This window comes from Affinirhizobium helianthi, from assembly GCF_042680945.1.
In the GTDB taxonomy this organism is placed as follows: domain Bacteria; phylum Pseudomonadota; class Alphaproteobacteria; order Rhizobiales; family Rhizobiaceae; genus Neorhizobium; species Neorhizobium helianthi.
In genome coordinates this window covers 150,987-163,689 of the sequence record NZ_JBHUEQ010000003.1, presented here as the reverse complement: position 1 = coordinate 163,689, position 12,703 = coordinate 150,987, and the positions used below count along the sequence as shown (strand labels likewise).

At 56.6% G+C, this 12,703-nt stretch carries 10 protein-coding genes; 5 read left to right on the top strand and 5 right to left on the bottom strand.

The window, feature by feature from the left end; translation table 11 throughout:
- The first annotated feature begins 175 nt into the window (after nt 1–175).
- From ACFSE1_RS01360 to ACFSE1_RS01340, 5 genes are all read left to right on the top strand, one after another.
- A complete protein-coding gene (locus ACFSE1_RS01360; protein WP_377395442.1) occupies nt 176–772 on the top strand; it encodes an acyloxyacyl hydrolase in 597 nt (198 codons plus the stop codon).
- Between the two features lie 114 nt (nt 773–886).
- On the top strand, nt 887–3,094 hold the full coding sequence (gene purL, locus ACFSE1_RS01355; protein WP_377395439.1) for a phosphoribosylformylglycinamidine synthase subunit PurL: 2,208 nt from the start codon (nt 887–889) through the stop codon (nt 3,092–3,094).
- A gap of 85 nt (nt 3,095–3,179) precedes the next feature.
- Nucleotides 3,180–3,413, top strand: a complete 234-nt coding sequence (locus ACFSE1_RS01350; RefSeq protein WP_137133860.1) for a BolA/IbaG family iron-sulfur metabolism protein — start codon at nt 3,180–3,182, stop codon at nt 3,411–3,413.
- Between the two features lie 137 nt (nt 3,414–3,550).
- Nucleotides 3,551–3,886 carry a Grx4 family monothiol glutaredoxin gene (gene grxD, locus ACFSE1_RS01345; protein ID WP_377395436.1) on the top strand — a complete coding sequence of 112 codons (336 nt, stop codon included), beginning with the start codon at nt 3,551–3,553 and terminating at the stop codon, nt 3,884–3,886.
- A gap of 132 nt (nt 3,887–4,018) precedes the next feature.
- The gene (locus tag ACFSE1_RS01340; RefSeq protein WP_377396539.1) at nt 4,019–5,224 is read left to right on the top strand and encodes a multidrug effflux MFS transporter; all 1,206 of its coding nucleotides are present in this window, start codon (nt 4,019–4,021) and stop codon (nt 5,222–5,224) included.
- Nucleotides 5,225–5,299: 75 nt separating this feature from the next.
- On the opposite strand, the gene ACFSE1_RS01335 is transcribed toward ACFSE1_RS01340, so the two are convergent.
- From ACFSE1_RS01335 to ACFSE1_RS01315, 5 genes are all read right to left on the bottom strand, one after another.
- Complete coding sequence (locus tag ACFSE1_RS01335; RefSeq protein WP_377395433.1) at nt 5,300–6,115, bottom strand: inositol monophosphatase family protein; 816 nt, start codon at nt 6,113–6,115, stop codon at nt 5,300–5,302.
- Nucleotides 6,116–6,124: 9 nt separating this feature from the next.
- Nucleotides 6,125–6,991, bottom strand: a complete 867-nt coding sequence (gene ttcA, locus ACFSE1_RS01330; RefSeq protein WP_377396537.1) for a tRNA 2-thiocytidine(32) synthetase TtcA — start codon at nt 6,989–6,991, stop codon at nt 6,125–6,127.
- A gap of 69 nt (nt 6,992–7,060) precedes the next feature.
- Nucleotides 7,061–9,721: an alanine--tRNA ligase gene (gene alaS / locus ACFSE1_RS01325; protein WP_377395430.1), complete on the bottom strand. Its 2,661-nt coding sequence runs from the start codon at nt 9,719–9,721 to the stop codon at nt 7,061–7,063.
- A gap of 298 nt (nt 9,722–10,019) precedes the next feature.
- On the bottom strand, nt 10,020–11,108 hold the full coding sequence (recA, locus tag ACFSE1_RS01320) for a recombinase RecA (RefSeq protein ID WP_377395427.1): 1,089 nt from the start codon (nt 11,106–11,108) through the stop codon (nt 10,020–10,022).
- 227 nt (nt 11,109–11,335) lie between these two features.
- Nucleotides 11,336–12,601 carry a glycosyltransferase gene (locus ACFSE1_RS01315; protein WP_377395424.1) on the bottom strand — a complete coding sequence of 422 codons (1,266 nt, stop codon included), beginning with the start codon at nt 12,599–12,601 and terminating at the stop codon, nt 11,336–11,338.
- Nucleotides 12,602–12,703 lie beyond the last annotated feature (102 nt).

Genomic DNA, 12,703 nt, shown 5'->3' with positions numbered 1-12,703 from the left:
ACGAAGCCGGATCGCTCAAGACCGTTCTGTAGTTGCAACAGTTCCCGCTATTTTGTTCCCGAAGCGCTTCTCGATCTTTTTGCCGCTTGCCATCATTCGTTTTGGACCGTCTAACTTCCGATCACATGCGCGTGCTTCACGACGCAGACACGTCGATCCGGGGGTAAGACCGTCAATGCAATCCATTACAGGATCCAACCTGTTCCGCTCACTGGCAGCGGCAACTTTCATGCTTATCGCTCATCAAGCACAGGCGGCGGATACGGCCTCCGCTGGCGGCCCGCTGGAGAAGCCAATCTTCGACGAAGCGCGCTTCGGGGCACTTGTTGCGGCAGACAAGACCTACACCAATGACGAAAAGGGCGCATTCATTTCCGGAATGGTCTTCTTCGACCCCTGGGATCACAACAATGCCCAGGGCTTCGAGAAGTTCATTCGTCCGCGCATTCACGTCGGCGGCGACATCAGCACTGCAGGCGAAGCAAATCAGGTCTATGCCGGTTTTTCATGGACAGTTCCGCTTGGCCAGTATCTCTTTGTTGAAGCCGGCTTCGGCGGCAGCCTGAACGACGGCAAACTTGAGATGGACGGAGGGCGCGGCCCCTTCCTCGGATGCCACACGCTGTTTCATGAATATGTCGCGGCAGGCGTGAACATCACTGAGAACTGGCGCGTCGTTGGCACGCTTTCGCATTCTTCTCATGCCAATCTGTGCGGCGAGCCAAACAACGGCCTCACCCGCGGCGGTGTCATGGTCGGTTACAAGTTCTGATCCTGTCAGGTTTGACAGTCATGAATCATATGGGCGCGACAGGAAAATTCCTGTCGCGCCCAATTGTCTTCTAGGTTAAAGAGACGCCAGCCCGGACCGCCTGTAGGGAAGACGATGACTATTTCGAACCATATCGCCATCACACCTGAACTTATTGCAGCACACGGCCTCAAGCCGGATGAATATCAGCGCATACTCGACTTGATCGGGCGTGAGCCGAGCTTCACGGAGCTTGGAATTTTCTCGGCCATGTGGAACGAGCATTGCTCCTACAAGTCTTCGAAGAAGTGGCTGCGCACGCTGCCAACCAAAGGCCCGCGCGTCATTCAAGGACCGGGTGAAAACGCTGGCGTCGTCGACATAGACGATGGCGATTGCGTCGTCTTTAAAATGGAAAGCCACAACCACCCCTCCTACATCGAGCCCTACCAAGGCGCTGCCACCGGCGTTGGCGGCATTCTTCGCGATGTCTTCACCATGGGCGCGCGTCCCGTTGCAGCTATGAATGCGCTTCGCTTCGGCGCACCGGACCACCCAAAGACAAAGCATCTCGTTTCCGGCGTCGTGGCCGGAGTTGGCGGCTATGGCAACTCCTTCGGGGTGCCGACCGTCGGCGGTGAGGTTGAGTTCGATCCCCGTTACAACGGCAATATTCTCGTCAATGCTTTTGCAGCTGGCCTGGCGAAAACAGACGCCATTTTCTACTCGAAGGCCGAAGGCGTTGGTCTGCCGGTGGTGTATCTCGGCGCAAAGACCGGACGCGATGGCGTCGGCGGTGCGACGATGGCTTCGGCGGAATTTGACGAATCCATCGAGGAAAAGCGTCCAACCGTGCAGGTTGGCGATCCCTTCACCGAAAAATGCCTGCTTGAGGCATGCCTTGAACTCATGGCGACCGGCGCAGTTATCGCGATCCAGGACATGGGCGCCGCGGGCCTCACCTGCTCAGCAGTTGAAATGGGTGCAAAGGGCGACCTCGGTATCGAGCTTGATCTCGACAAGGTTCCAGTTCGCGAAGAGCGTATGACGGCCTATGAAATGATGCTTTCCGAGAGCCAGGAGCGCATGCTCATGGTTCTGCGCCCTGAAAAGGAAGAGGAAGCCAAGGCCATCTTCGTCAAGTGGGGCCTGGACTTTGCCATCGTCGGCAAGACCACCGATGACCTGCGTTTCCGCGTCATCCACCAGGGCGAAGAGGTTGCAAACCTGCCGATCAAGGAACTGGGCGATGAGGCCCCGGAATATGATCGCCCCTGGCAGCCCTGGAATGCGCGCCCGGCGCTTCCCGCCGATCAGGTTGCTGCCCCAACTGATTATAATGACGCTCTTCTCAAGCTCGTCGGCTCACCCAATCAATCCAGCCGTCGCTGGGTCTATGAGCAGTACGACACCCTGATCCAGGGCAACTCTCTGCAGTTGCCGGGCGGCGATGCAGGTGTCGTACGTGTCGAAGGCCATGCCTCCAAGGCGTTGGCCTTCTCATCGGACGTTACCCCCCGATACGTCGAGGCAGACCCGGTTGAGGGCGGCAAACAGGCGGTCGCCGAATGCTGGCGCAACATCACAGCGACTGGCGCGGAGCCTCTTGCTGCGACGGATAACCTGAATTTCGGAAATCCGGAAAAGCCCGAAATCATGGGCCAGTTCGTCGGTGCCATCCAGGGCATTGGCGAAGCCTGCCGCGCTCTCGATTTCCCGATCGTTTCGGGCAATGTCTCGCTGTACAACGAGACCAACGGCGTTGCCATTCTCCCCACACCCACCATTGCTGGCGTGGGCCTTCTGCCCGATTGGTCCAAAATGGCCCGCATCGGCACAGCCAACGACGGCGACGTGCTGATCATGATTGGTACCGACGGCTCGCATCTCGGCTCGTCCATTTACCTGAGAGACATTCTGGGCTCGACGGAAGGACCTGCCCCTGTGGTCGATCTTGCTGCAGAACGTCGTCACGGCGATTTCGTGCGCAGCATCATCCGGAATGGACAGGTCACTGCTTGCCACGATATCTCGTCAGGCGGTCTCTTGCTGGCGCTGGCGGAAATGGCCATGGCATCGCTGAAGGGTGCAAAACTTTCGCTGGAAGAATGCCGCGGCCTGCCGCATGCCCTCCTCTTCGGTGAAGATCAGGCACGCTACGTCATTGCGGTTTCGGCAGACCTTGCGAACTTCGTGCGTGCAAGCGCCGAATCTGCAGGCGTGCCGTTCCGCACACTTGGCAAGGTCGGCGGCGAAAATCTTGTAGTCGATGGGCTGGTCGATATTGCCGTGACGAAACTGGTCAATGCGCATGAGAGCTGGTTCCCCACGTTTATGGCGTGAACCATCTCAAAGCTCTTTGAGAATCCGGTAGAATTTGGCAATCTGGCGAGCAAGACATGCAGCCTTACATGGAAGGAATAAGCCAATGCCAATGCGCCCCGGAGAAATTGAAGACATGATCAAGGCTGGGATCCCGGGTGCCAAAGTCACGATCCGGGATCTCGCTGGCGATGGAGATCACTACGCCGCAGAAGTCGTTGCGGAAGCCTTTCGCGGCAAGAGCCGCGTTCAGCAGCACCAGATGGTGTATGAGGCTTTGAAGGGCAATATGGGCGGCGTTCTGCATGCCCTGGCGCTACAGACTTCTGCACCCGATTAATCGGCTTCGTACGTGATAATCTATCATGGAAATTGATAGCATCCAGTGGATTACTTGACTGGAAATCCCGGTAATCCATGTTATTTAGACCTCAATAAAGTCCGGACCTTGAACCCGGATGAGAAAGGAAATCAATCATGAGCGGAATTCATGAGCTGATCGACAGCGAAGTGAAAGGCAGCGATGTGGTGCTTTTCATGAAGGGCACCCCACAGTTCCCGCAATGTGGCTTCTCCGGCCAGGTTGTGCAGATTCTGGATTACCTGGGCGTAGACTACAAAGGCATCAATGTGCTCGCGGATCAGGAAATTCGTCAGGGCATCAAGGACTATTCCAACTGGCCGACCATTCCCCAGCTCTACATCAAGGGTGAGTTTGTTGGCGGATGCGATATTGTCCGCGAAATGTTCCAGTCGGGCGAGCTGCAGTCTCATTTCCAGGAACAAGGTATCGCTGTTCGCGGCGCTGCCTGAGGGGCCTCCTGCCGACCTGTTCGGCAATCATCTTTTCAAGATCGAGGCGTCGCACCCCTGCGGCGCCTTTGCATTTTCAGGAATACGCACGTGACACTTGCTACCACCACGGCGCCCGTCCGCTTGAAGGGCATGGGCAAACCAGAGTTCATTGCCATGATGGCGATGCTGATGGCGCTTAACGCTCTTGCCATCGATATTATGCTGCCCGCTCTTCAGGAGATCGGTGCCGCATTGAATGTCGATGACGTGAACGAACGCCAGTTCATCGTATCCTCTTATCTTTTCGGCTTTGGCTTTGCGCAGTTGCTGTATGGCCCTCTGTCCGATCGGTTTGGGCGTCGCGCCCCCATGATATTTGGCCTCTCGCTTTACATCATATGCTCATTGGCAATCGTTATGGTTCCAAGTTTTGCCGGGCTTCTTATTCTGCGCTTTATCCAGGGCGCTGGCGCGGCATCCACCCGCGTCATCACCGTATCCATTGTTCGCGATGTTTACGGCGGCAGAGCCATGGCTGAAGTCATGTCGCTGATCATGATGGTCTTCATGATTGTGCCGATCATTGCGCCTGGAACCGGACAGCTCATCATGCTGGGCGGCAATTGGCACATGATTTTTCTCTTCATTGGCATCATGGCCATGCTGGTTCTTGCCTGGATGGTGATGAGATTGCCGGAAACCCTTTCTCCGGACGATGTCCGTCCACTCACCATCAGTTCCATCCTTGGCGGCTTTCGCATCGTGCTCACCGACCGTATCGCTCTGTGCTACACGATTGCCGGTACCTTCATCTTCGGTGCGCTGTTCGGCTTCATCAATTCGGCGCAGCAAATCTATGTCGGCATCTATGGTCTGGGACCATGGTTTCCGGTGGCATTTGCTGCCGTCGCCGCCTTCATGTCGCTGTCATCTTTCGTCAATTCGCGCCTCGTCGGTCGCTTCGGTATGCGCAAGCTCTCCCATGCCTCGCTTCTCGGCTTTATCCTCGTCACCTTCGTGTGGCTGATGGTGCAGATGTTGAGCAGCGAACCCATGCCATTCCTGCTTTTCCTGGCCTTCTTTGCTCTGGCTATGTTCCAGTTCGGCTGGATTGCTGCGAACTTCAATTCGCTCGCCATGGAGCCGCTCGGGCACGTGGCAGGCACGGCATCCTCGGTACTTGGCTTTATGAGCACCGTCGGGGGCGCGGCAATCGGTGCGGTCATCGGCCAAGCCTTCAACGGCACAGCCTTGCCCATGGTGGCTGGCTTTTTCTGTGTTTCGATCATCGGATTGGTCTTCGTCCTGATCGCCGAAAAAGGGCGCCTCTTCCAGGCACATCACCCCCGTACCTGAAAAGGCGGACCATATAAAAAAGAAAAGCCTCGATATCCGCACGATATCGAGGCTTTTTGGTGGATGACTTCGGGCTTACCCCAGGATCTCGCGTTTCAGCATATCCCAAGTCTCCTTATTAGATGCCGCCAGCAGGCCGCCTTCGAATTCGTGTGGACGATAGGGGGAGCCATCCAACTTGGCCACATGCCCACCAGCCTCCTGCACGATCAGGGAGCCACCCACGTGATCCCAAGGCATCAGCTTGTTGTAGAGTACAAAATCCACATGACCGCCGGCCAATATGCGGTACTCCTGTGCGGAGCAGCGATAGCTTGCAAAGAACCTCAGCTTTGCCAGGTTAGTCAAAAGCTGAAGCCGCTGCTCCGCATAGAAATAGGCAGCAGACGCCATGCCGTACGTGGCCTCAAGCGGCTTGGCTGCGGCAGTCGCCAAACGCACAGCGTCTCCATCTGGCCTGCGTAGAAAGGCACCGCCGCCCTTCTCAGCCATCACCCAGTCATCTCCCATTGGATCGTAGATGATACCCGCAATCGCCTCGCCCTTGTAGACGACGGAAGCCATGACGCCGAAGGCTGGCACGCCAGCCGCAAAATTGAAGGTTCCATCCACCGGATCGACGATCACCGCGAGTTCCGCATCTGCAAGCCTGTTCAATAAACTCGCATCAGCGGCAACACTCTCCTCGCCAATGAACAAAGCATCCGGAGCAAACTTCGCAACTTCCGCTTTGATGTAGCGTTCAGCCTGCTCGTCAGCCTCAGTTACCAGATCCGTGGCTTCGGATTTCGCACGCACCTCATGCGCGCCGAGGCGGCGAAAGCGCGGCAGAATTTCCTGCTTCGCGGCCTGCCTCAATACATCCGCAAGCGCCATGATATCAACGGGCATGAGTGAACCTCAATCTCTGGGAGACGGTGCAAGAGCCGCAAAATCGAACAATTGCGGATCGAGCAGATGGGAAGGATTGACGTGCGAAAGAGCACGCAGCATCCGGTCTTTCCGGCCAGGCATTTGCGTTTCCATATTGGTCAGCATCTGCTTCATTGCGTTGCGCTGCAAACCGTCCTGCGATCCACAGAGATCACAGGGAATGATCGGGAACTGCATGGCAGCAGCAAATTTTGCCAGATCCTCTTCCGCGCAGTAAGCCAGCGGGCGAAGAACGAAAAGATCGCTCTCGTCGTTGAGCAATTTCGCGGGCATCGCCGCCAGTCGCCCGCCATGAAAGAGGTTCATGAAAAATGTTTCGAGAATGTCATCGCGATGATGCCCCAGAACAAGGGCATCACAGCCTTCTTCGCGAGCAACGCGATAAAGATTACCGCGTCTCAACCTCGAACAGAGCGAACAGTAGGTGGCGCCCTCAGGCACCTTCTCCTTCACGACTGAATAGGTGTCGCGATATTCTATCCGATGGCGCACACCCAGATTTTCCAAATACCCCGGAAGGATATGCTTTGGAAAATTCGGCTGGCCTTGATCCAGATTGCAGGCCACAAGCTCGACCGGCAACAGGCCGCGCCACTGCAGGTCCATTAGCAGCGCCAGCAGCGAATAGGAGTCCTTGCCGCCTGAAAGGCCAACCAGCCAGCGCTTCTGCCCCTTCAGCATATCGAAATCATCAAGCGCCTGCCTAACCTGCCGCAGCAGGCGCTTACGAAGCTTGTTGAACGCTGTTGTTTGCGGCGCCTTCTCGAACAAGCCGTTCGGAAACTCGTTGGGACCGTCTTCCGCAAGATCGATCGGCTCGTTTGCCGCTGCCAGCGTCACATCATTCTCCGAAACTTGTTGCGGGCTGCAGTACTGCTTCCAACTGCAGCCCTATTCAGGCCTTCAGCCAGCCAACGCAGCAGCCACAGCTTCAATAGCCTCAGCGGCCTTCGCGCCATCAGGGCCACCGGCCTGGGCCATGTCCGGCCGGCCACCACCACCCTTGCCGCCAAGAGCAGCCGCTGCAATCCGCACAAGGTCCACAGCACTGAACTTATCTGTCAGATCGGCCGTCACGCCTGTCACCGCGCTCGCCTTGCCATCCTCACTGACAGCAATCAACAGCACAATGCCAGACTCGAGCGATGCCTTGGCTTCATCCACAAGACCCTTGAGATCCTTGGCTTCAACACCGGACACAGCCTTGCCGAGATACTTGATACCGGCAACCTCACGCACTTCGGAGGCAGAACCGGACTGTGCACCACCCATTGCGAGCTTGCGGCGTGCTTCCGCCAATTCCTTTTCCAGCTTGCGCCGCTCTTCGACGAGCGCCTCAACGCGCGGCAGAACATCTGCCGGCTGCACCTTGAGCATACTGGCCAGCGACTTCACACGCTCATCCTGCTCCGCCAGATAGGCGCGAGCACCCTCGCCCGTCACAGCTTCAACGCGGCGAACGCCTGAACCGACAGCACTCTCGCCAATGATGCGGACGAGACCGATATCACCTGTTGCACCGACATGGGTGCCGCCGCAGAGCTCGACAGAGTAAGGCTTACCCGCCTTGCTTCCTTCCAGGCCTGTGCCCATAGAAACAACGCGGACTTCCTCACCATATTTTTCGCCAAACAGCGCCATAGCGCCTTCAGCGATTGCATCGTCAACGCTCATCAGACGGGTCGTAACCGGGGCGTTCTGGAGAATGATCGCATTGGCCATTTCCTCGACCTTCTGCAACTCCTCAACGCTCATCGGCTTGGGATGCGAAACGTCGAAGCGCAGGCGTTCAGGCGCTACCAGCGAACCCTTCTGTGCGACGTGCGTTCCAAGAACTTCCCGCAGCGCCTCATGAAGAAGATGGGTCGCGGAGTGGTTGGCGCGAAGTTTCGACCGGCGAGCATGATCAACTGTCAGAACAACAGCCTCGTCAGTTTTCAGAACACCTTCGAGCACAGTCGCGGCGTGGACAAAAAGCCCCTCGCCCTTCTTTGTCGTATCGGTGACCTGCAACTTGGCATTATCCGAGGAGATAATACCCGTGTCGCCCATCTGTCCGCCGGATTCGCCGTAGAACGGTGTCTGGCTGACAACGACAAGGACCGTATCTCCGGCCTTGGCATCGCCAACAACACCGCCATCACGAAGAATGGCCTGGACGACCCCTTCGGCTGACTCGGTGTCGTAACCAAGGAATTCGGTCGCACCGAACTTCTCCTTAAGCTCGAACCAGACGCTTTCCGTCGCCTTCTCGCCGGAGCCCGCCCAGTTGGCGCGCGCTTCTGCCTTCTGCCGCTGCATGGCATCATTGAAACCAGTCAGGTCAACGCCAATGCCGCGCGCGCGCAAGGCATCCTGCGTCAGATCGAGAGGGAAGCCATAGGTATCGTAAAGCTTGAAGGCCGTTTCACCATCCAGCGAATCGCCCTTGTCGAGCGTTTCAGTTGCCTCGGACAAAAGCGAAAGCCCCCGCGCAAGCGTGGCGCGGAATTTGGTCTCTTCCAGCTTCAAGGTTTCCGAAACAAGCGCCTCGGCGCGGGTCAACTCCGGATAGGCGCGCCCCATCTCACCGACGAGAGCGGGAAGCAACTTATACATCAAAGGCTCACGCGCGCCGAGCAACTGCATGTGGCGCATGGCGCGGCGCATGATGCGGCGAAGAACATAGCCACGCCCTTCATTTGAAGGCAGCACGCCATCGGCAATCAGGAAGGCCGATGAACGAAGATGGTCGGCGATGACGCGGAAGCTTGCAGCCTGCTCGCCTTCCGCCTTGGCACCCACAACATCTTCCGTTGCGGCAATCAATGCCTTGAACAGATCCGTTTCGAAAACACTGGACACGCCCTGCAAAATGCAAGCCATGCGTTCCAGGCCCATGCCTGTATCGATAGAGGGACGCGGCAGCGGCGTGCGCTCACCGGGTGCCGTCTGCTCGAATTGCATGAAAACGAGGTTCCAGAATTCGAGAAAACGATCACCGTCCTCCTCCGGCGAACCGGGGGGACCACCCCATACATGCTCGCCCTGATCGATGAATATTTCCGAACAGGGGCCGCAGGGACCGGTATCACCCATCTGCCAGAAGTTATCGGAGGTTGGAATGCGGATGATCTTGTTGTCAGAAAATCCGGCAATCTTCTTCCACAGGGTCGCAGCTTCCTCGTCATCGGCATAGACGGTAACAAGAAGGCGATCCTTCGGCAGGTCGAAGCCCTTGGTCACAAGGTTCCAGGCCAGTTCGATCGCACGTTCCTTGAAGTAATCTCCAAAGGAGAAGTTGCCCAGCATTTCGAAGAAGGTCAGGTGGCGCGCGGTGTAACCGACATTATCGAGGTCATTGTGCTTGCCGCCAGCGCGCACAACCTTCTGCGACGTGGATGCCGTCGAGTAGGGGCGCGTCTCAAGGCCTGTAAAAACGTTCTTGAACTGGACCATGCCCGCATTGGTGAACATCAAGGTCGGGTCGTTGCGCGGAACGAGCGGACTCGACGAGACAATCTCGTGACCGTTCTTTCGAAAATAGTCGAGGAAAGTCGACCGGATTTCATTCACGCCACTCATGCAAAACCCTTCTTCACCGCCCGAGCGGTCATCATCGTTCAAAAGCCCTTGGCTTTTATCTTTCTCCCCGACACCTGTCCAGCATCAAGCATCACAAGCAAACGGCCACACAAGTTGCCTTGCGTAGCCGCCACGTCATTATAAAATGCACGCACTGAAATTAAGAGGCCTCATTCAGCGTCGAAACCTCACTCGCCATTTTCAGGACGCCGCATCACCTGGTTCCTCGCATCATTCACCCTGAATCACGCGAAGAGAAGGCACAAGCTGTGTCAAGTGCCGCCTGGAGGCATTTGATTCAGGCGTCCGAATCGCCTGCATCGTCGCCGCTATCCGGTCCACCATTCTGGAGGAAGCGATCTGCAATCAAACCGGCGTTCTGGCGGAGCGCCATTTCGATTTCACGCGCCAGTTCCGGATTGTCCCTCAGATAGGTCTTGGCGTTTTCACGTCCCTGGCCCAGACGTTGACTATTATAGGAGAACCAGGCGCCGGATTTCTCGACAATCCCGGCCTTGACGCCCAGATCGATCAACTCGCCGGTTTTCGAGACGCCTTCACCATACATGATGTCGAACTCGACCTGCTTGAAGGGAGGCGCCATCTTGTTCTTGACGACTTTGACACGGGTCTGGTTACCCACCACTTCCTCGCGCTCCTTCACAGAGCCAATGCGGCGGATATCAAGACGCACCGATGCATAAAACTTAAGCGCATTGCCACCGGTCGTGGTTTCCGGTGAACCAAACATAACGCCAATCTTCATGCGGATCTGGTTGATGAAGATCACCATGCAGTTCGAGCGGGAAATCGATCCGGTCAGCTTACGCAACGCCTGGCTCATAAGGCGGGCCTGCAGGCCGGGCAGATTATCACCCATTTCGCCTTCGATTTCAGCACGCGGCGTCAGCGCCGCCACGGAGTCCACAACCAGAACATCGACAGCGCCAGAACGCACCAGCGTATCGGTAATTTCCAGGGCTTGTTCGCCCGTATCGGGCTGAGAGATCAGCAGATTCTGAAGATCAACGCCGAGCTTGCGCGCATAAACCGGATCGAGCGCATGTTCAGCATCCACAAAGGCGCACACGCCACCCTTCTTCTGCGCTTCAGCGATTGTCTGAAGTGCCAGCGTCGTCTTACCGGAACTTTCCGGACCATAGATTTCGACAATACGTCCTTTGGGCAGGCCGCCAATACCAAGCGCAATGTCCAGGCTGAGCGATCCGGTCGAAACCGTCTCGATCTCCACCACGCTTTCGTTGGCACCGAGCTTCATGATCGAGCCCTTGCCGAAGTTTCGTTCGATTTGCGAAAGCGCCGCTTCCAGAGCCTTGCTTTTATCCACTGATTTTTCCTCTACGAGCCGCAATGAGTTCTGAGCCATTTGAAACACCTTTAGGTTATTGCAGCCCCGCTCGCAACGAAGCAGCTGTTGATGACCAATGTACTCATTTTGTTCTAATTTTCAAGAGCAACTAAAATATTGATCCAAAAAGCATTTAGGGATTTTGTTCACTTAATGTTTTCAACGCCTTGCAAGCACCATGAACTGCATACAGCCAGCGTCTCAGATGATTGTGGCGCGAAAAATCGATTCGCGCCTCGCCCTGTTCAACGCACAACGCCGTGGCGCTCCATCAGGTCTATAGCCGTTCCCACACCATCCTCGGAGCGGATTACACGACCAAGATGACGCGCACTTGCCTGCATCTTTGAACCAGCTGCGGCGGAAAAAGCTTTCAGCAATCGCTCGAAACTGGCCTTCTTCCTGGGGAGCGCGGGCGGCGCAGCGCCGAGTCGGTTCAATCTCGACGCCCAGAAGGGCTGATCGCCAAAGACGGGCATCACAACGGAAGGTATTCCGGCGCGGGCAGCAGCATGCGTGGTCCCCGCCCCACCATGATGAACGGCCATTCCCACATGCTGGAAGAGCCAGTCATGGGGCGCGCGGTCAATAACCGCTAGCTGTGATGTTGTTGTGCCAACGACACCATCCAAACCGCCCCAGCCGGTCACGATTACAGCGCGCATTCCAGTATGCTCAAGGACTTTCTTAAACAGATCGGTCAGCTCCGCCGCGCCGGCGTGATACATGCTGCCAAAGCCGATATAGACAGGCTTTTCCCCATTCTGAAGGAATTCATCGAGATGGGCCGGTGGCTGCCAATTCTCGCTCTCTGTTAGGCCCCACTGACCGACAACCTGTATGGTGTCAGGCCAGCCAGGATACCTTGGGACAAGTGTGGGGCTGACCCCGACCAGCCGAAGATGTGAGGCATTAAGCGTTTTGTAGGGGCTTCTGCGACCAAAAGGAGCAAGACCGAGCTGCGGGCGGATGTGCTCATCATAGGCGGGCTGAATGACATAAGCCATGCTGCGTCGCACGAGCCAGCCAAGGCCGTAGTTCAGGCTGGGAGGCAGCCCATACATGGAAGGCGGCAGCGGAACCGGCGGTGGATTGCTTGAAGGGAAGCTCGGCACCAGTTGGGTTTCGATACAGGCAATTCCCAGCCGCTCGCCTAAGGCACAGCCAAGTTGACTGACCATTCCGTTGCCGATGATGAGGTCAGCGCCCCTGGCGGCAACCATTCCCTGCTCAGGCCAGTTTTTCGAAATTTCCTTGAGCTTCTGCCGGAAGGCGGTCAGCATCTCCCCAATCCTGAGGGCACGTCCCATGATCTTCTTGTCCGTGCTCATCCAGTCGCGGAAATCTCCATCCAGTTCCGCAAATTCCAGGCCATGGCGTTCGATGAGGTTTCGAAACATGGGATGCGTCGCGAGACGCACCTTGTGACCCCTCTGCTTTAAGCCCGCCCCCAGCGCAACGAGGGGGCGCACGTCGCCTTCCGTGCCAATCGTAAAAATGACAATTTGCATTGATCGCTCATTGAAAAACAAAAATCGAAGTTTTGAAAAAAAATTAAGCTGCTCAAGCTTTCACACCAGGTGAAGCACGGCAAAAAGGGACGCGCTCCCACA